At 71.3% G+C, this 18,476-nt stretch carries 17 protein-coding genes; 9 read left to right on the plus strand and 8 right to left on the minus strand.

Features of this window, described 5'->3' with window-relative positions:
• Positions 1–54: 54 nt before the first annotated feature.
• Entirely contained in the window at positions 55–240 is a 186-nt protein-coding gene (locus EDF51_RS03980; RefSeq protein WP_133937107.1) for a hypothetical protein, read from the minus strand.
• Between the two features lie 124 nt (positions 241–364).
• Here EDF51_RS03980 and EDF51_RS03985 point away from each other — a divergent pair, with 124 nt between their 5' ends.
• Positions 365–559, plus strand: a complete 195-nt coding sequence (locus EDF51_RS03985; RefSeq protein ID WP_123294223.1) for a hypothetical protein — start codon at positions 365–367, stop codon at positions 557–559.
• 36 nt (positions 560–595) lie between these two features.
• Here EDF51_RS03985 and EDF51_RS03990 read toward each other — a convergent pair whose 3' ends face one another.
• Both EDF51_RS03990 and EDF51_RS03995 read right to left on the minus strand, forming a co-directional pair.
• Positions 596–904 carry a thiamine-binding protein gene (locus tag EDF51_RS03990; RefSeq protein ID WP_123294222.1) on the minus strand — a complete coding sequence of 103 codons (309 nt, stop codon included), beginning with the start codon at positions 902–904 and terminating at the stop codon, positions 596–598.
• Positions 901–2,166, minus strand: a complete 1,266-nt coding sequence (locus EDF51_RS03995; RefSeq protein ID WP_131879760.1) for a glycosyltransferase 87 family protein — start codon at positions 2,164–2,166, stop codon at positions 901–903. Before EDF51_RS03995 ends, EDF51_RS03990 begins: the two co-directional genes overlap by 4 nt.
• Before the next feature lie 105 nt (positions 2,167–2,271).
• Here EDF51_RS03995 and EDF51_RS04000 point away from each other — a divergent pair, with 105 nt between their 5' ends.
• Positions 2,272–2,982, plus strand: coding sequence for a YceI family protein (locus EDF51_RS04000; protein ID WP_243698084.1), 711 nt, complete (start codon positions 2,272–2,274; stop codon positions 2,980–2,982).
• Positions 2,983–3,247: 265 nt separating this feature from the next.
• Here EDF51_RS04000 and EDF51_RS04005 read toward each other — a convergent pair whose 3' ends face one another.
• Positions 3,248–4,108, minus strand: coding sequence for an ADP/ATP-dependent (S)-NAD(P)H-hydrate dehydratase (locus EDF51_RS04005; RefSeq protein ID WP_131879762.1), 861 nt, complete (start codon positions 4,106–4,108; stop codon positions 3,248–3,250).
• A 24-nt stretch (positions 4,109–4,132) separates the two neighbouring features.
• On the opposite strand from EDF51_RS04005, the gene EDF51_RS04010 reads away from it, so the two are divergent.
• From EDF51_RS04010 to EDF51_RS04025, 4 genes are all read left to right on the plus strand, one after another.
• A complete protein-coding gene (locus EDF51_RS04010; protein ID WP_131879764.1) occupies positions 4,133–4,765 on the plus strand; it encodes an HAD family phosphatase in 633 nt (210 codons plus the stop codon).
• A 10-nt stretch (positions 4,766–4,775) separates the two neighbouring features.
• Positions 4,776–5,858, plus strand: coding sequence for an NADH:flavin oxidoreductase/NADH oxidase (locus tag EDF51_RS04015; protein ID WP_134193901.1), 1,083 nt, complete (start codon positions 4,776–4,778; stop codon positions 5,856–5,858).
• A 157-nt stretch (positions 5,859–6,015) separates the two neighbouring features.
• A complete protein-coding gene (locus EDF51_RS04020; protein ID WP_134193903.1) occupies positions 6,016–7,398 on the plus strand; it encodes a hemolysin family protein in 1,383 nt (460 codons plus the stop codon).
• Positions 7,395–8,432 (plus strand): hemolysin family protein, encoded by a 1,038-nt coding sequence (locus tag EDF51_RS04025; RefSeq protein WP_134193905.1) that lies wholly within the window; start codon positions 7,395–7,397, stop codon positions 8,430–8,432. The genes EDF51_RS04020 and EDF51_RS04025 overlap by 4 nt, the downstream gene beginning before the upstream one ends.
• Before the next feature lie 357 nt (positions 8,433–8,789).
• On the opposite strand, the gene EDF51_RS04030 is transcribed toward EDF51_RS04025, so the two are convergent.
• The gene (locus EDF51_RS04030) at positions 8,790–10,229 is read right to left on the minus strand and encodes a GuaB1 family IMP dehydrogenase-related protein (protein WP_131846431.1); all 1,440 of its coding nucleotides are present in this window, start codon (positions 10,227–10,229) and stop codon (positions 8,790–8,792) included.
• A 166-nt stretch (positions 10,230–10,395) separates the two neighbouring features.
• Between EDF51_RS04030 and EDF51_RS04035 the strand changes: the two genes are divergently transcribed.
• Positions 10,396–14,154 carry a multifunctional oxoglutarate decarboxylase/oxoglutarate dehydrogenase thiamine pyrophosphate-binding subunit/dihydrolipoyllysine-residue succinyltransferase subunit gene (locus EDF51_RS04035; protein WP_208321813.1) on the plus strand — a complete coding sequence of 1,253 codons (3,759 nt, stop codon included), beginning with the start codon at positions 10,396–10,398 and terminating at the stop codon, positions 14,152–14,154.
• Between the two features lie 77 nt (positions 14,155–14,231).
• On the opposite strand, the gene EDF51_RS04040 is transcribed toward EDF51_RS04035, so the two are convergent.
• From EDF51_RS04040 to EDF51_RS04050, 3 genes are read right to left on the minus strand one after another with little or no spacing between them, the layout of a single operon-like run.
• A complete protein-coding gene (locus EDF51_RS04040) occupies positions 14,232–14,672 on the minus strand; it encodes a GNAT family N-acetyltransferase (RefSeq protein ID WP_123294768.1) in 441 nt (146 codons plus the stop codon).
• Positions 14,673–14,723: 51 nt separating this feature from the next.
• Entirely contained in the window at positions 14,724–14,966 is a 243-nt protein-coding gene (locus EDF51_RS04045) for a zf-HC2 domain-containing protein (RefSeq protein ID WP_111086426.1), read from the minus strand.
• Positions 14,963–15,730, minus strand: coding sequence for a sigma-70 family RNA polymerase sigma factor (locus EDF51_RS04050; protein WP_123294769.1), 768 nt, complete (start codon positions 15,728–15,730; stop codon positions 14,963–14,965). The genes EDF51_RS04045 and EDF51_RS04050 overlap by 4 nt, the downstream gene beginning before the upstream one ends.
• A 111-nt stretch (positions 15,731–15,841) precedes the next feature.
• Between EDF51_RS04050 and aroA the strand changes: the two genes are divergently transcribed.
• Positions 15,842–17,221, plus strand: coding sequence for a 3-phosphoshikimate 1-carboxyvinyltransferase (gene aroA, locus EDF51_RS04055; protein WP_132100230.1), 1,380 nt, complete (start codon positions 15,842–15,844; stop codon positions 17,219–17,221).
• Positions 17,222–17,224: 3 nt separating this feature from the next.
• Entirely contained in the window at positions 17,225–18,298 is a 1,074-nt protein-coding gene (rsgA, locus tag EDF51_RS04060; RefSeq protein WP_132100229.1) for a ribosome small subunit-dependent GTPase A, read from the plus strand.
• Positions 18,299–18,476 lie beyond the last annotated feature (178 nt).

The following is an 18,476-nucleotide window of genomic DNA, read 5'->3' on the forward strand; positions in this document are numbered from 1 at the left end:
GCGGCCAGCACGGGTCGCACCGGGCTTGCCCGGTCGTACCCGAGGTGAACCGGGTCAGGCCGCCTGGCGCTCCGTGTGGGCGGGACGCGTCGACGCGGGTGTGAGATCGGGCAGCTCGTCGCGGTGCGTCCAACCGGCGCCGCACTCGGCGCACGTGGCCCAGGCGTTCTCGCCCTGTTCGTCCGTGTCGATGACGACCGTTCGCAGGTCGCAGTCGGGGCACCAGCCGTCGTGGGTCATCACGCGCTCCTCGTCGTCTCGGGGCCACCGGATGTGGCTCGACACGGGCCATGAGACACCCGACCACCGACATCCGAGGGAGGGCGTCGGCGTGTCGCGCGGGCCCTCGTTGTTCAATGAGCACGTGACCCTCGCCGCCACCGTGCTCGCCTCGTGCCGCGCCGGCGCGCCCGTGAACTGCGAGGACGCCACCGACCCGATGGGCATGGTCATCGTGCTCATCGCGGTGCTCGCCGGCATCGCGCTGCTGACGGTGTTCGTGGTGCTCGGACCGGACCCCCGCCGTCGGACCCGGGCACGGCGGCGCGACAAGCGCTGAGCGCTGCAGCCGCAGCGCGCGCCAGCGGGTTCAGCGCTACTCGCCGAGCGCAGCCTCGAGCCGCTCGAGCTTGCCGTCGATCTCGCCGGTGTGCCCCGGTCGGATGTCGGCCTTGAGCACGAGCGACACCCGCGTGCCGTAGACGCCCACGGCCTCGGTGGCGCGCTTGACGACGTCCATGACCTCGTCCCACTCCCCCTCGAGCTCGGTGAACATCGACGACGTGCGGTTCGGCAGGCCGCTCTCACGGACCACCCGCACGGCTGCGGCGACGGCGTCGTGCACGGAGCCGTCCGCCTGTTCGGAGGGACCACCGGACGGAGCAACGGAGAAGGCGACGATCATGCGTCCATCCTGCCCGCGCCCCGGCCCATCCGCACCAGCTCGACCACGGTCCACGCCAGGATCGCCACCTCGAGCACGTTCCGCAGCGTCAGCACCACGAGCATCCACGGCTGCAGCGTGAGCACCTGGTCGTAGTAGGCCGGGTAGATCAGCTGCGTCAGCACGGCGGTGGGGAGCGCGGCGATCGCGATCGGCACGAACCGGCGCACACTCGGCGTCCCGGCGGCCAGTCCCCACACGATCGGCACGGCGAGCCACCCGATGTACTGCGGCGACCCGACCTTGTTGGTGGCGATGAGCGTGGCGACGAACAGCAGCGCGAGCACGGGAGCGAGCTCGGCCCGACGGGCGCCACGGCGTGCGGCCCACAGCGCGAGCACGACACCGGCGACGACCACGAGGGCCATCAGCGGCGTCGAGACCGCGGCAGCGGCGTGCGTGCCGGCCCCGGAGACCTCGAACGTCAGGATCTGCTGGTTGTAGAACACGGCCGCACCGGGAGCCCCGAACGCTGCCGCCCACATGAACGGCGTCGCGAGCGGTGACTCGATCTGCAGCGCCCGACCGGTCTGCTCCCCGATGAACGACAGCAGGTACGGCGCTCCGCCCCAGAGCACGTCGACGAGCACGATGAGCGCGCTGAGCACGAGGGCACCGGCCAGCACACCGCGGCGGTGCCCCTTGCGCAGGAGCAGCAGCACGGCGACGAGGGCGGCCGGCCAGACCTTCGTCCACGCACCGGCGGTGAACAGCGCCGAGGCGACCGCCGGCCGCGAGGCGACGAAGGCCACCCCGACCAGCGCGAACACCGTCGCCACCGTGTCGATGCGACCGAGCGCGATCGGCCCGAGTGCGAGCAGGAACGCGAGCCACCACCACACGACCCGCACGCCACGCGACGACGAGCCGTCCGCACGCGAGCCGAACGCACCGCGCGCCCGGAACCGCCACAGGAACGCACACGCGACGGCGTCGAGCAGCACCATCAGCAGCAGCCACCCAGAGCCGATCGACGCGATCCCACCGAGTGCTGCGGCGGCCATCGGCACGATCGCCAGGATCGGGTAGACCCACTCGCCGTCGATCCCGACCCAGAAGTCCGCGCTCCGCCCGGTCTCGATCCACCGGCTGTAGGTGATGGTGACGTCGCCGAGCGGCAGGTTCGCCGAGATCGCGGTCAGCCACCACAGCGCCGCGTGCACGGCGGCGAACGCCAGGACGAACCCGACGCGTTCGATCCACGGGTTCCCGGTCCTGCGCACCGAACGAGCGTACCGGCAGGGAGCGCACCCGAACCCGCAGCGAGCGCACCCGAACCGGCTGAGAATCCCAGGCTCCCCCAACCATGACGTGTCACCGTCTTGCTCGTGACCACCGAAACCCCGCGCGGGCGCCGCAAGGCCGTCATCTGGATCTCCGTCATCGCCGCCGTCGTCGTGCTCGGCGTCATCGGGGCGATCGTCGCGACGAACGTCTACACGAGCAACGAGAACGCGAAGGCGTCGGCGGCACCGTCCGTGGCCGCCAGCCGCGAGGCCTCCACCCTCGACGACTCCGACCTGTCCGGCGCGTGGACGGTCGGCGGCGACTCCGAGGCCGGATACCGCCTGCACGAGGTCCTCAACGGCTCCGACGTCACCGTCACCGGCCGCACCGACAGCGTCTCCGGCAGCGCCACCGTCGACGGCACGAGCATCACGAAGGCGACGATCACGGTGCAGGTCGCCGACATCGCCACCGACTCCGACCAGCGCGACTCCTACTTCCGCGACTCCGCGATGGACACCGCCGCCTTCCCCGAGGCCACGTTCGAACTCACCGAGCCGATCGCCGACGCGGTCCCGAGCGGCTCGGACACGACGAAGGTCACCGCTGCCGGCAAGCTCACGCTGCACGGCGTCACGAAGGACGTCACCGCCGACCTGCAGGTCGGCCTGAACGGCGACGGCGTCGACATCTCCGGCTCGATCCCGGTCACGTTCTCGGACTACGGCGTGCAGGCGCCGAGCCTCGGCTTCGTGAAGGTCGACGACTCCGGCACGGTCGAGTTCCTGGTGCACGCGACCCCCGCGAGCTGACGTCCGCGACGCGCGTCACGCCCGTGACGTGCGCGACAGGCGGACGGGAGGCCCGTGGCGGCCCCGCCACGGGCCTCCCGTCCGTCCCCTGCTCGCGTCCCAGGCCGCGCCCGCGCACGCATGCGTGCGCATGTTGCGACCTTCCACCTGTCGAACCCGCGGTGTCCCGTCGGAACATGCGCACGTACCCATTGCGTGCGCATCTTCCGACAGAACACGCGTCGATCACCTCGTGGATCGTCGGAAGGTGCACGCGCACCGACCGCTACCCGCGCGCGTCGCCGTCGATGACCAGGTCCCGCACGACCCCGGGCAGCTCGGCGATGAGCCCGGTCATCGGGAACGGCCCGCCACCGGAGGCCCGCCGCGCCGCGAGCCCGTGCACCACCGCGGCCGACGCGGCCAGGTGCGCGAGGTCCGACGGCGTCAGGGACGACCCCGCAGCCTCGACGGAGCCCTGCCGCGACGCCACGAGCGCGCCGAGCACCCCGCCGAGCACGTCCCCGGCACCGGCGGCGGCGAGCCACGGCGTCGCCGACGACGCCACCAACCGGACCGACCCGTCGGGCGTGACCACGTGCGTGCGCTCGCCCTTGAGCAGGACGACGCTGCCGGTCTGCGCGGCGGCACGGAGCGCTGCTGCGGCCGGGTCCTGCTCGATCGACTCGCGGGAGACGCCGAGCAACGACGCGAGCTCCCCCGCGTGCGGGGTCAGGACGGCGAGCGGGCCGAGGTCGACGAGCGGGATCGCGCCCGCGTCGACCACGACCGGGACGCCGTCGTCCGAAGCGTGCGTGAAGGCCGAGGCGGTCGTGTCGTCCAGGTCACCGAGCGATGACGCCGAGATTCCTGAGCCGACGAGCCAGGCCTGCACCCGACCGACGCCGGCGACGGACTCGGGGCGACGCGCCAGGACGTGGTCCGACGCCCGCGACGGCCCGACGTACCGGACCATGCCGACACCGGTGTGGATCGCGGCGTCGACCCCGAGCACCGCGGCACCCGGGTACTGGTCGGAGCCGGTCGCGATGCCGAGCACCCCGCGGCGGTACTTGGTGGACTCCCCCGTCGGCGCGGTGACCCACGCGGCGGCATCGGACGGCTGGACGGGCACGAAGTCGTTCACCGGCCCCACGTTACGGTGGAGCGCATGAGCCTGTTCCTGCCTGGTCGCGTGGTGGTCTTCGACTACGGCGAGGTGATCAGCCGGACGCCGCACGCGTCGCGCGACGCCCTCGTCGAGCTGACCGGGGTGCCCGCCGACGAACTGTTCCCCTCCTACCAGGAGCTCCGCCACGACCTCGACCGCGGCGACCTGTCCGTGGTGGCGTACTGGCGGGCGATCGGCGAGCGCGTCGGGCGGACCTGGAGCATCACCGACATCCACCGGTTCTGGGCGGTCGACTTCACCGGGTGGTTCGAGGTCGAACCGGAGACCCTGGCGATCGTCGAGGAGCTGCACGACGCGGGGACCCGGGTGGCGCTGCTGTCGAACGCCGGCTTCGACTTCGGTGACCCGTACCGACGCTCCCCGATGGGCTCGCTGTTCGAGACGGTGGTGGTGAGCGCCGAGGAGCACGTCCTGAAGCCCGACGCATCCATCTACCGCGACACGTGCGCACGTCTGGGAATCGAGCCGCAGCAGATGGTGTTCGTGGACAACAGGGCCGAGAACGCCACCGGCGCGGAAGCGATCGGGGCGGTCGGCCACCACTACACGTCGTCGGCGTCACTGCGGTCGTTCCTGACGGAACTCGCGGCCGAGCCGGCGCCCGTCCCCTGAGGAGTCCCGCGTGACGCACGCCCTGTTCGAGCCGATCACCATCCGCGACCTGACGGTCCGCAACCGCATCTGGGTCTCCCCGATGTGCCAGTACTCGGCCGAGGAGCAGGACGGCGTGCCGACCGCGTGGCACCTCGTCCACCTGGGCGGCTTCGCCAAGGGCGGTGCCGGTGCGGTGGTCGTCGATGCGACCGGCGTGGTGCCGGAAGGCCGGATCAGCCCGCAGGACCTCGGGCTCTGGAACGACCAGCAGCGCGATGCCTTCAAGCCGATCGTCGACTTCCTGCACGCGCAGGGCGCTGCCGCCGGTGTCCAGCTCGCGCACGCCGGCCGCAAGGCGTCGACGTTCCGCCCGTGGGAGTCCACGCACGGTTCGGTCCCCGTCGACCAGGGCGGCTGGTCCACCGTCGCCCCGTCCGCCGTGGCCTTCGACGGCTACGCGGTCCCGCGCGAGCTGGAGACCGAGGACATCCGGGTCGTCGCACTGGCGTTCGCGCAGTCCGCTCGCCGCGCCGTCGAGGCCGGGTTCGACCTGGTCGAGATCCACGCCGCCCACGGGTACCTGCTGCACCAGTTCCTCTCGCCGTTGAGCAACCACCGCACCGACCAGTACGGCGGGTCGCTCGAGAACCGTGCCCGGGCGCTGCTCGAGGTCCTCGACGCCGTCCGTGCCGAGGTCGGCGAGGGCTTCCCGATCGTCGTGCGGTTCTCGGCGACCGACTGGGTGGACGGTGGGGTCACGCTCGACGAGACAACGCATGTCGCTCGGTGGGCCGCGGAGCACGGCGCGGACCTGGCCGACGTCTCGACCGGCGGCAGCGTCGCGAGCGCGCCGATCCCGGTCGGCCCCGGCTACCAGGTGCCGCACGCCGCGGCGATCAAGCGCGACGCCGGCATCGGCACCATCGCGGTCGGCATGATCTCCGAGGGCTTCCAGGCCGAGCAGATCGTCGCGACCGGCCAGGCCGACGTGGTGATGGTGGGCCGCGAGTTCCTGCGCGACCCGGGCTTCCCGCTGCGCGTGGCCGTCGAGCTCGGCGTGACCGTCGACTACGAGCCGCAGCAGTACCACCGCGCGCGGGTCACGGCGTAGACGCGCGGCCTTCCTGAACGGATTCTCGGTCGGCCCCTCGGGCAGGCAGTACGATTGGCAGCACTGTGGACGATCCCCCGAATAGTTCTTCGCCTCACTCATCCGCCGCTCACTCGGTGAGCTGCACGTCATCCCCGTGCGCGGACGGGGGTGAATCATGAGTCCGATCGACATCGTCATGCTCGTCGGCGGCATCCTGCTGACACTCGGCACCGGGGTCTTCGTCGCGTCCGAGTTCGCGCTGGTCAACCTCGACCGCGCCGACGTCGAAGCGCGTCGTGACCGCGGTGAGCCGGGCCTGGCACCCGTCATCGGGGCGTTGAAGGTCACCTCGACGCACCTGTCCAGTGCGCAGCTCGGCATCACGCTGACCACGCTGCTCACCGGCTACCTGCTCGAGCCGTCCATCGCGAAGCTGCTCGAAGCGCCGTTCCTGGCGATGAACCTGCCCGAGGGCATCGTCGAGACCGTCGGATCGATCATCGCGCTCGTCATCGCGACCCTGCTGTCGATGATCCTCGGCGAGCTCGTGCCGAAGAACTTCGCGCTCGCGCTGCCGCTGCAGACCGCGAAGCTCGTCGTGCCGTTGCAGATCGCCTTCACGACCGTGTTCAAGCCGGCGGTCGCGGTGCTCAACGGCACCGCGAACGCCGTGCTGCGGTCGATCGGCATCGAGCCGCAAGAGGAACTGTCCGGTGCTCGCAGCGCCGAGGAGCTCACCTCGCTGCTCCGCCGTTCGGCGTCCGAGGGGTCGCTCGAGCAGGACACCGCGACGCTCCTCCAGCGGACGATCTCGTTCTCGGAGCTCAGCGCCAGCGACGTCATGACGCCGCGCCCGCGGCTCTCCACCATCCGGGTGTCCGAGTCCGCGCAGGACGTCATCGCCCTCGCCCGCAAGACCGGCTTCAGCCGCTTCCCCGTCATCGAGGAGGACGCGGACGACGTCGTCGGCATCGTGCACGTCAAGCAGGCCGTCGCCGTCCCCCGCGAGAAGCGCCCGGAGGTCCCCGTCGGAGCGCTCATGACCGACGCCGAACGCGTGCCCGAGACGATGCCGGGCGACACCCTGCTCGCCGAGGTCCGCGGCCGCGGCTACCAGATGGTCATCGTGGTCGACGAGTACGGCGGCACCGCCGGGGTCGTCACGCTCGAGGACCTCATCGAGGAGATCGTCGGCGAGGTCTCCGACGAGCACGACCGCGCGCGCATCGACGTGGTCCGTTCCCGCGACTGGCTGACCTTCCCCGGCCTGCTGCGTCCCGACGAGCTCGAGGACCGCGCCGGCGTGAAGGTGCCGGAGGACGGCCCGTACGAGACCGTCGGCGGCTTCCTCATGTCGACGCTCGGCCGCCTGCCCGTCGTCGGTGACGAGGTCCCGCTCGACAGCGGTGTCTTCCGGGTCGAACGTCTGGACGGCCGCCGGATCGACCGCATCCGCTGGACCCCGACGGACACCGCGGCGACCGCCATCATCATCCCGGCCACGAAGACCGGCACCAAGACCGCGAAGCGGTCCGAGACGAAGGAGAGCACCCGATGAGCTCCGACTGGTGGGGGATCTTCTGGCTCTTCGTGCTGCTGCTCGGCAACGCGTACTTCGTCGCCGCCGAGTTCGCCGTCATCTCCGCCCGCCGCTCCCAGATCGAACCGCGCGCAGAAGAAGGCTCGAAGGCCGCGCAGATGACCCTGTGGGCGATGGAGCACGCCACCCGCATGCTCGCGACCACGCAGCTCGGCATCACGGTCTGCTCGCTGCTCATCCTGAACGTCTCCGAGCCGGCGATCCACCACCTGCTCGAGGTGCCGCTGCACCTGACGGGCTGGAGCGTCGAGGTCGTCGGCACCGTGGCGTTCGTGGTCACGCTGCTGCTCGTCTCGTTCCTGCACGTGGTGTTCGGCGAGATGGTCCCGAAGAACATCTCGTTCTCGATGCCGGACCGCGCAGCGCTGCTGCTCGTGCCGACGCTCTGGTACATCGGCCACGGCCTGCACTGGGTCATCGTCGGCCTGAACGAGGTCGCGAACGCCGTGCTGCGCCTGTTCCGCGTCGAGCCCAAGGACGAAGCCGTCAGCGCCTTCACGGTGGAAGAGGTGCAGACGATCGTGGAGCAGTCCCGCCGCGAGGGCACCCTGACCGACGACGGCAAGCTCGCCCTGGCGTTCGAGTTCACCGAGAAGAAGGTCCGCGACGTCGCCGTGCCGATGGCCGAGCTCGTCACCCTGCCCGAGGACGCCACCCCGGCGGACGTCGAGCGTGCGGTGGCGCAGCGCGGGTTCTCGCGGTACGTGCTCGTCGGCGAGGACGGCTCCCCCACGGGCTACGTGCACGTGAAGGACGTCATCGACCTGCGGCCGGACGAGTTCGACGACCCGGTGCCGCCGAAGCGCATCCGCCAGCTCATCTCGCTCTACACGGAGATGGACCTGGAGGACGCCCTGGCCACCATGCGGGCTGCGGGCCGCCACGTCGCGCGGGCGTTCGACGCCGATGGCCGGACCCTCGGCGTGCTCTTCCTCGAGGACATCCTCGAGGAGCTCGTCGGCGAGGTCGAGGACGCGACCCGACGCCGGTAGCCGCACCGCCAGTCCCGCCAGTTCCGCCAAAGCGACAGATTCCCGCGAACGTTCCGCAGGGATCTGTCGCTTTCGCGATGGCGGACGGGAGTCCCGCGGCAACGCAGCCACGGGCTTCCCGTCCGCCCCGCGGCCAGCCGCGAGACTCGGCGTGAGCGACCGATCTCACGGCCGGCGCTACAGATTCGGTCGCCCAGCCGAGACTCGGTGCCGCCAGTCCCGCCAAAGCGACAGATTCCCGCGAACGTTCCGCAGGGATCTGTCGCTTTCGCGATGGCGGACGGGAGGCACGTGGCGGTCTCACCACGGGCCTCCCGTCCGTTCGTGGTCGCGACCAGGGCCGCGCCCGCCGGCGCGCTACCAGCTGACGGGGAGCGGCTTGCCCTCTTCGTAGCCGGCGGCGGACTGGATGCCGACCAGGGCACGCTCGGAGAACTCGGCCAGCGACGCGGCGCCCGCGTAGGTGGCGGAGCTCCGGACGCCCGTGGTGATCATGTCGAGCAGGTCCTCGACGCTCGGGCGCTCCGGGTCGAGGTAGATCGTCGACGACGAGATCCCCTCGGCGAAGAGCTCCTTGCGGGCCCGCTCGTACGGGTCGAGCCGCTCGAAGCGCTCGCGGACGGCCTTCGCGGACGCCATCCCCCAGCTCTCCTTGTAGGCCTTGCCGGCGGCGTCGCGACGGAGCACGCCCGGCGCTTCGAGGGTGCCGGCGAACCACGAGCCGATCATCACGGCCGAGGCGCCGGCCGCCAGTGCGAGGGCGACGTCGCGCGGGTAGCGCACCCCGCCGTCGGCCCAGACGTGCGCGCCGAGGGACCGGGCGGCGGCGGCGGTCTCGAGGACGGCGGAGAACTGCGGCCGACCGACGGCGGTCATCATGCGCGTGGTGCACATGGCGCCGGGTCCGACACCGACCTTGATGATGTCCGCGCCCGCGTCGACGAGGTGGGCGACGGCGTCGGCGGTGACGACGTTGCCGGCGACGAGCGGGATGCCGAGCCGGAGCCCCGCGACGGTGCGGAGCGCGCGGAGCATGCTCTCCTGGTGGCCGTGCGCCGTGTCGAGCACGAGCACGTCGACCCCGGCGGCGGCGAGGGCCTGCGCCTTGGCGGCGACGTCGCCGTTGATGCCGATCGCGGCCGCGACGCGCAGGCGACCAGAGACGTCGACGGCCGGCGTGTAGATGTCCGAGCGGATGGCGCTGGTCCGGCTCGTGGTGCCGACGACCTTGCCGTGCCGCACGACGGGCGCGAAGTCGACCTCGGCGCCGCTCAGGACGTCGTAGACGTGGCGGGGCGTGCCGGCGTCCTCGGCGTCGATCGCGGTCGAGGCGCCGTGCAGCAGGTCGCCGAGCGTCGCGTCGGGACCGGCGTCGCCGAGCCGGCTGGCGGGGACGCACCCGAGGTACTCCCCGGCGGCGTCGCGGACCACCACGCCCCGACCGGCGACGGGCAGCAGCTGCTCGAGCGCCTCGGCGACGGTGGTGGACGAGCCCATGTCGTAGGCGGTGTCGTAGTCGACCGGCTGGTCCTTCACCCAGCGGATCGCGGCGTCGAGGTCCTGCAGGTGCATGTCCTGCGGCAGGACGCCGAGGCCCCCGCGCCGGGCCAGGGTCGCGGCGAGGCGCGGACCCGTGACCGAGTTCATGTTGGCGCTCACGATCGGGATCGTCGCACCGCTGCCGTCGTTCGACGCGAGGTCGACGTCGAAGCGGCTCGTCACGCCGGATCGGCTCGGGACGAGGAAGACGTCGGAGTAGGTCAGGTCGTGTGTCGGCCGCGTCTCGTAGAACCTCATGGGCCCCACTGTACGGCTCCGCCCGGAGGCCGGACCGGGCCCCGACTCGCGCCGCGGCTGACACCGAACGGACATGTGCGAGCGGCTAGGCTTGGCACCTGTGCGGGGCAGGGTTGCACCGCACGACACACACGAGCATCTATCGACGGAGAGTGGGCGATCGGCTGTGTCGAGCCATCTGACCGGAACGGACGAGACCGCGGGCGAATTCGGGGCGAACGAGTGGCTCGTCGACGAGCTCTACGAGCAGTTCGTCGCGGACAAGGAGTCGGTCGACAAGTCCTGGTGGCCGGTCCTCGAGAGCTACCACCGCACGCAGGTCGGCGGCGCTCCGGCAGCTGACCAGCAGTCCTCGACGCCCGCGCAGTCGACCACGCAGCAGCCCGCGACCGGCGACGCGCCGGCCCCGCAGCAGGCAGCGCAGGGTGGTCCGATCCAGGCGAAGACCACGTCGCGCCAGCCGACCCCGCCGCCGATCCCGGCCGAGGCCAACGACGCCGCCGACGACCACGAGGAGACCCACGAGGACGTGGCGACCCCGCTCCGGGGCATGGCGAAGACCCTGGCGTCGAACATGGACGCCTCGCTGACCGTCCCGACGGCAACGAGTGTCCGGACGACCCCGGCGAAGCTGATGATCGACAACCGGATCGTCATCAACAACCACCTGCGCCGTGCCCGCGGCGGCAAGATCTCCTTCACCCACCTCATCGGGTGGGCGATGGTGCAGGCACTCAAGGACTTCCCGAGCCAGAACGTGTTCTACGAGGAGCGCGACGGCAAGCCGTTCGTCGTCGCCCCGGCGCACGTGGGCCTCGGCATCGCGATCGACGTCCCGAAGAAGGACGGCACCCGGTCGCTCCTCGTGCCGAGCATCAAGCGTGCGGAGACCCTGACCTTCGGCCAGTTCCTGTCGGCCTACGAGGACCTGGTCAAGCGGGCCCGCGACAACAAGCTGACGCCGGCCGACTTCCAGGGCACGACGATCTCGCTCACGAACCCGGGCGGCATCGGCACCGTGCACTCGGTCCCCCGCCTGACCAAGGGGCAGGGCGCGATCATCGGCGCCGGCGCCCTCGAGTACCCGGCGCAGTTCCAGGGCTCGGCGTCGAAGACCCTCGTCGAGCTCGGCATCGGCAAGACCATCACCCTGACGAGCACCTACGACCACCGGGTGATCCAGGGCGCCGGCTCGGGCGAGTACCTCAAGCACGTGCACGAACGCCTCATCGGCGAGCACGGCTTCTACGACGGCATCTTCGCGGCGCTCCGGATCCCGTACAAGCCGATCCAGTGGGCGAACGACATCAACGTCGACCTGGCGCACCGGGTCAACAAGACCGCCCGCGTGCAGGAGCTCATCAACAGTTACCGCGTCCGCGGGCACCTGATGGCCGACATCGACCCGCTCGAGTACCGCCAGCGCACGCACCCCGACCTCGAGATCGAGAGCCACGGGCTGACGTTCTGGGACCTCGACCGCGAGTTCGTCACCGGTGGGCTGGCCGGCACGACGAGTGCTCCGCTGCGCGACGTCCTCGGGATCCTGCGCGACGCCTACTGCCGCACCGTCGGCATCGAGTACATGCACATCCAGGACCCGGAGCAGCGCCGCTGGGTGCAGGAACGCATCGAGGTCCCGTACTCGAAGCCGTCGAAGGACGAGCAGCTGCGCGTCCTCGGCAAGCTCAACGAGGCCGAGGCGTTCGAGACCTTCCTGCAGACCAAGTACGTCGGGCAGAAGCGCTTCTCGCTCGAGGGCGGCGAGTCCACCATCGCGTTCCTCGACACGCTCATCCAGCACGCTGCCGGTGTCGGCCTGGCCGAGGTCGCGATCGGCATGGCCCACCGCGGTCGCCTGAACGTCCTGACGAACATCGCCGGCAAGACCTACGGCCAGATCTTCCGTGAGTTCGAGGGCTCGTCCCTGCCGGGCTCGGTGTCCGGTCAGGGTTCCGGCGACGTGAAGTACCACGTCGGCACCGAGGGGCTGTTCCGCACCTCGGACGGCTCGAGCATCCCCGTGACGATCGCGGCGAACCCGTCCCACCTCGAGGCCGTCGACGGCGTGCTCGAGGGCATCGTCCGGGCCAAGCAGGACAAGCAGGGCCCCGGTTCGACGAACGTCCTACCGGTGCTCGTGCACGGCGACGCGGCGATGGCCGGTCAGGGCGTGGTCGTCGAGACGCTGCAGATGTCGCAGCTCCGCGGCTACCGCACGGGCGGCACCGTGCACCTGGTCATCAACAACCAGGTCGGGTTCACCACCCCGCCCGAGTCGGCGCGCAGCTCGGTGTACTCCACCGACGTCGCCAAGACGATCCAGGCGCCGATCTTCCACGTGAACGGCGACGACCCCGAAGCCGTCGCACGCGTCGCCGACCTGGCGTTCGCGTACCGCGAGGCGTTCCACCGTGACGTCGTCATCGACCTCATCTGCTACCGCCGCCGCGGGCACAACGAGGGCGACGACCCCTCGATGACCCAGCCGCTCATGTACAACCTGATCGAGGCGAAGCGGTCCGTCCGCACGCTGTACACCGAGGCCCTCGTCGGCCGCGGGGACATCACGCAGGAAGAGTACGACGAGGCGCACCGCGACTTCCAGGACCGCCTCGAGCGTGCCTTCGCCGAGACGCACGAGGCGCAGACCGGCACCATCCCGGTGATCCAGGTCGACGACGACGGTGCCGTGCAGGGGCTCGAACGCCCGGCGGCGCAGCAGGACGACTCCGAGGTCGAGGTCCGCGAGACCGCGGTGTCGGAAGAGCTCGTCCGCTCCATCGGTGACGCGCACAGCAACCCGCCCGCTGGCTTCTCGATCCACCCGAAGCTGCAGCAGCTGCTGTCGAAGCGCACCGACATGACGCGCAACGGCGGCGTGGACTGGGCGATGGCCGAGCTCATGGCGATCGGTTCGCTGCTGGTGGAAGGCAAGCCCGTCCGGTTCGCCGGCCAGGACGCCCGCCGCGGCACCTTCGTCCAGCGCCAGGCGGTGTTCCACGACCGGTCGAACGGCCAGGAGTGGCTGCCGCTGTCGAACCTCACCGAGGACCAGGCCCGGTTCACCATCTACGACTCGCTGCTCAGCGAGTACGCGGCGATGGCGTTCGAGTACGGCTACTCGGTCGAGCGGCCCGAGGCACTCGTGCTGTGGGAGGCGCAGTTCGGCGACTTCGCGAACGGCGCCCAGACCGTCATCGACGAGTTCATCTCGTCCGCCGAGCAGAAGTGGGGGCAGCGCTCCGGCCTCGTCCTGCTGCTGCCGCACGGCTACGAGGGCCAGGGACCGGACCACTCGTCCGCCCGCATCGAGCGCTACCTGCAGCTGTGCGCCGAGGACAACATGGTCGTCGCCCGCCCGTCCACTCCGGCGTCGTACTTCCACCTGCTGCGCCGCCAGGCGTGGGAGCGTCCGCAGAAGCCGCTGATCGTGTTCTCCCCGAAGGCCATGCTCCGCCTGCGCCAGGCGACGAGCGCGGTCGAGGCCTTCACGAACGGCACCTTCCAGGAAGTGATCGACGAAGACCGTCTGCGCTCATCCGACCACCCCGACAAGGCGGCGGTGCGTCGGGTGGTCCTGCACTCCGGCAAGGTGCACCACGACCTGCGCGCCGAGGCGGACAAGCGCGGGGTCACCGACGTCGCCCTCGTCCGGCTCGAGCAGCTCGCGCCGCTCCCCCTCGAGCGCATCCTCGAGGTGTTGGCCGGCTACCCGGACGCCGACGTCGTGTGGGCGCAGGAGGAGCCGGAGAACCAGGGCGCCTGGCCGTTCGTCTGCATGAACCTGTCGCCGCACCTCGACGGTCGGCCGCTGTCGGTCGCCGCCCGTGCCGCGAGTGCCGCGCCGGCCACCGGCTCGTCGAAGCGCTCCGCACAGGAAGCCACCGAGGTCATCGAGAAGGCGTTGAACGCGTCGGCCTGAGCGTCAGGAAGCGCCCCGCGCGGGAGTCCGAGGGACTCCTGCACGGGGCGCTTCGACGTTCGCGAGGAACGTGACGGCTACGCGATCTTCGTGTAGCGCACACCCGCGTCGTGGTACCCGCGCTTCTGGTAGAACCGGTGCGCGCTGTCCGTGGCAGCCGCACTGACGGCGCTCAGGCGACGCGCGCCCTGCTCGACCGCCCACGCTTCGAAGGTGCCGATGAGCGCGGAACCGGTGCCGAGCCTCCTGGCCGTGTCGTCGACCACCAGCAGCAGGAGCTGCGCCGTCGGCTCGTCGCTCGCGTACGCCCAGGTGACCTGCGCGCCGGCGACGGCGACCGCGCGACCGTCGTCGCCACGCACCACCCAGGTGCGGTGTCCGGCCTCGGGCGTGAGCCGCTCGAGGCGTGCGCGCATCGCCGCGTCGTCGACCTCGTGGCCGAGCAGGCGGACGAGGGCAGCGACGTCGGAGACGTCCGTGTCGGACCAGGTGGTGATCGACTCGACGAGGAGGGTCATGTCCGTGACACTACCGACCCGACCCGCCGTGTGACGACGGAGCCGAGGACCTCAGTGGGTCGACTGCTCCAGCCGGATGCGCGCGAGGATCTCGCCACGCAGTTCTTCCGGAGCGGTCTCCTTGCACGCGCGGCGCACGGTCTCGATCAGGACGACGCCGACGCGGTGTTCGGTCGTGCAGTCCTCGCAGTCGTCCATGTGCTCACGGATGTCCGCCGCGTCCTCGCGGCAGAGCTCCCCGTGCAGGAACTCCTCGAGCTCGGCCTTCGCCTTGGAGCAGTCGCAGCCGCTCATCGTGCTTCCTTCCCATCGACGCGACCCTCGGTCGCGGCAGTCTTCCGGCCTCGTCCGCGCATCGTCGCCGTCGACGCTGCGTCCGGGACGATGCCGGTCTCACGGGCGTGGTCCGCCAGGAGCCCCCGGAGGAGCCGGCGACCACGGTGCAGACGGCTCATGACCGTCCCCACGGGGGTCTTCATGATGTCGGCGATCTCCTGGTACGAGAAGCCCTCGACATCGGCGAAGTACACGGCCATCCGGAAGTCCTCGGGGATGGCCTGCAGGGCGTCCTTGACGGCGGACGACGGCAGGTGGTCGATCGCGTCGGCCTCGGCGGACCGTGCGGAGATCGACTGGGTGACGCTCTCGGCGCCGCCGAGCTGCCAGTCCTCGAGCTCGTCGATGGTGCCCTGGTACGGGTTCCGCTGGTTCTTGCGGTACGTGTTGATGAACGTGTTCGTCAGGATCCGGTACAGCCAGGCCTTCAGGTTCGTGCCCTGCTTGAACTGGCGGAACGCGGCGAACGCCTTGACGAAGGTCTCCTGCACCAGGTCCGAGGCGTCGGCCGGGTTGCGGGTCATCCGCATCGCCGCGCCGTACAGCTGGTCCATGAAGGGCAGTGCCTGGGTCTCGAAGAGGGCCCGGAGTTCGTCGGCCGACACGGTCTTGGCGTCGACGAAGGACTCGTCGTCCGCTTCTTCCGCCTCGACCGCGTCGAGCTGCTCCTCGGTCTCCTCGACCAGGTCGTGCGGTGCTGCCTGCGGCTCGTCGGTCGTCATCGCGGGCCAGTCTAGAGCGAGCGACGTGGACACGCCGGGCAGGCGCGTCCGCGAGGGTGCGAGTGCTGTCGCCAAGGGTCCTCCCGATCGTTTCAGTAGTCTTGTGAACCGATGGCAGACACGACGCATTCCCAGAGCGGTGCACAGGCCGCCGCGGACCCGGCCCCCTGGATCGCCCCGCTCGCGCGCGGTCCCCTGCGTGGCGACGTCGCGCTGCCCGGCTCGAAGTCGCTGACGAACCGCGAGCTCGTGCTCGCCGCCCTCGCCGACGGCCCCTCCGTCATCCGCCTGCCGCTGCACTCGCGCGACTCGGCGCTCATGATCGCGGCGCTCCGGCAGCTCGGCGTCGGGATCGACGAGGTCGAGCCGGCACCGGGAACGCAGCCGAACCCCTACGGGCCCGACCTCCGGATCACCCCGGCACCGATGCACGGCGACGTCCGCGTCGACTGCGGCCTCGCCGGCACCGTGATGCGGTTCCTGCCGCCGCTGGCCGCCCTGGCGGTCGGCCCGGTCGTCGTCGACGGCGACCCCTACGCCCGCAAGCGTCCGATGCACGCGATCATCGGGGCGCTCGTCGACCTGGGCGTCGACGTCACCGACGACGGCGCCGGCTCGATGCCGTTCGCGTTCACCGGCACCGGGTCGGTCCGCGGAGGCGCCCTGTCGATCGATGCATCGGCGTCGTCGCAGTTCGTGTCGGGCCTGCTGCTCTCCGCGCCCCGCTTCGACGAGGGCCTGCACCTCACCCACGTCGGGGAGCGCCTGCCGAGCCTGCCGCACATCGAGATGACCGTCGCCGCGCTCCGTGCCCGCGGCGTGACCGTCGACGAACCCGCGGTCGGCGAGTGGGTCGTCCACCCCGGTCCGATCGCCGCGCGCGACGTCACCATCGAGCCCGACCTGTCGAACGCCGCGCCGTTCGCGGTCGCCGCGCTCGTCGCCGGCGGCACCGTCCGCATCCGCACCTGGCCGCGCGAGACCACGCAGGTCGGCGCCGACCTCGAGACGCTCCTGCCCCTGTGGGGCGCGACCGTGGCCCGTGACGGCGACGACCTGGTCGTCGACGGCGGCGTCGGGATCCGGGGCGGGGCCTCCTTGCCGGGTCTCGACCTGGACCTCAGCCGCGGCGGCGAACTCGCACCGGCGCTCGTCGCGCTGGCCGCGCTGGCCGGCGGGCCGACCGAGATCACCGGGATCGGCCACCTGCGTGGGCACGAGACGGATCGTCTCGCCGCGCTCGCGGCGGACGTGAACCGGTCGGGAGGCGCGGTGCACGAACTCGACGACGGCCTGCGCATCGAGCCTGCCGCGCTCCACGGCGGCGGCTGGGCCGCGTACGACGACCACCGGATGGCGACGGCCGGCGCCGTCGTGGGCCTCGTCGTCGACGGCGTCGCCGTCGACGACATCGGGTGCACGGCCAAGACGCTGCCGCAGTTCCCCGAGCTGTGGGCGGCGCTCGTCTCGACCGGGGACGCGGGGGCCTGACGCATGAGCTGGTGGGACGACGTCGACGGTGACGACTCCGACGCGGACGAACCGTACGGACAGTACGACGAGTCGAGCGTGCGGGTGCGTCCGAACCCGAAGGGCAACCGGCCCCGCACGAAGACCCGGCCGACGTACGACGACGCCCCCGTGGGGTGGGTCACGAACGTCGACCGTGGGCGGTTCGGCGTGCTGGTGGGGACGGGCTCCGGCTCCGATCCCGGATCCGAGCACGTCATCACGGCGACGAAGGCCCGCGAGCTCGGCAAGAAGTCCGTCGTCACCGGCGACCACGTGTCGCTCGTCGGCGACGTCTCGGGCGACCCCGGATCGCTGGCGCGCATCGTGAAGGTCGCCGAGCGCACCACGCTGCTCCGCCGCAGTGCCGACGACTCCGACGAGGTCGAGCGCGTCATCGTGGCGAACGCCGACCAGATGCTCATCGTCGTGGCGGCCGCCGACCCCGAGCCCCGCACCCGGCTCATCGACCGCTACCTGGTCGCCGCGTTCGACGCCGGGCTCGACCCGATCCTCTGCATCACGAAGACGGACCTCGCCGATCCGGCACCGTTCCTGGCGCACTTCGCCTGCCTCTCCTTGCGGATCGTGACGAGCCGGTCCGACGACGTCCCGTTCGAGGCCCTGCACGACCTGCTCGACGACAAGGTCACCGTGACCGTGGGGCACTCCGGTGTCGGCAAGTCGACCCTCGTGAACGCCCTGACCGGGTCGACGCGGGCGATCGGCGTCGTGAACTCGGTGACCGGGCGCGGGCGGCACACCTCGTCGTCGTCGATCGCGCTGCGGGTCCGTGACGGCGGGTGGATCATCGACACCCCGGGCGTCCGGTCGTTCGGCCTCGGGCACGTCGACCCGGCGAACGTCTTCCGCGCGTTCGCCTCGCACGCGATCCCGGTGCGGCCCGCGCGGGACGACATCCCGTTGGCGCAGGCGCACGACTGGGAGATCGTCGACCGGGTGCAGGACGGCGAGCTCGGCGCCACCGGTGTCGAACGGCTCGACTCGTTCCGCGCACTCCTGACGGGCATGGGCGCCTCCGACCCCGGCCTCGAGTAGCCCGCGGCGCGCCCGCGCCCGCCGGCGTGCGCCGATGGGTCACGAACTGTCGCCTGACAGAGCAGCATTCAACGGTTCGTGGCCGCTCGAGCTCCGACGCATGGCATGTCGTGACCACTCCGGCGCCCCGTCCCGCTCGCCCGTCCTGTCCAGGCGTGGCCAGTCCCGCCCGTCCCGT

Source organism: Curtobacterium sp. PhB25 (assembly GCF_004365375.1).
Classification (GTDB): domain Bacteria; phylum Actinomycetota; class Actinomycetes; order Actinomycetales; family Microbacteriaceae; genus Curtobacterium.

Bases quoted from the DNA above. Each gene is read 5' to 3' on its own strand.
- EDF51_RS03980 (WP_133937107.1), bottom strand. From the start codon at position 240: ATGACCCACGACGGCTGGTGCCCCGACTGCGACCTGCGAACGGTCGTC.
- EDF51_RS03990 (WP_123294222.1), bottom strand. From the start codon at position 904: ATGATCGTCGCCTTCTCCGTTGCTCCGTCCGGTGGTCCCTCCGAACAG.
- EDF51_RS04010 (WP_131879764.1), top strand. From the start codon at position 4,133: ATGAGCCTGTTCCTGCCTGGTCGCGTGGTGGTCTTCGACTACGGCGAG.
- EDF51_RS04020 (WP_134193903.1), top strand. From the start codon at position 6,016: ATGAGTCCGATCGACATCGTCATGCTCGTCGGCGGCATCCTGCTGACA.
- EDF51_RS04025 (WP_134193905.1), top strand. From the start codon at position 7,395: ATGAGCTCCGACTGGTGGGGGATCTTCTGGCTCTTCGTGCTGCTGCTC.
- EDF51_RS04030 (WP_131846431.1), bottom strand. From the start codon at position 10,229: ATGAGGTTCTACGAGACGCGGCCGACACACGACCTGACCTACTCCGAC.
- EDF51_RS04040 (WP_123294768.1), bottom strand. From the start codon at position 14,672: ATGACCCTCCTCGTCGAGTCGATCACCACCTGGTCCGACACGGACGTC.
- EDF51_RS04045 (WP_111086426.1), bottom strand. From the start codon at position 14,966: ATGAGCGGCTGCGACTGCTCCAAGGCGAAGGCCGAGCTCGAGGAGTTC.
- EDF51_RS04050 (WP_123294769.1), bottom strand. From the start codon at position 15,730: ATGACGACCGACGAGCCGCAGGCAGCACCGCACGACCTGGTCGAGGAG.
- aroA (WP_132100230.1), top strand. From the start codon at position 15,842: ATGGCAGACACGACGCATTCCCAGAGCGGTGCACAGGCCGCCGCGGAC.
- rsgA (WP_132100229.1), top strand. From the start codon at position 17,225: ATGAGCTGGTGGGACGACGTCGACGGTGACGACTCCGACGCGGACGAA.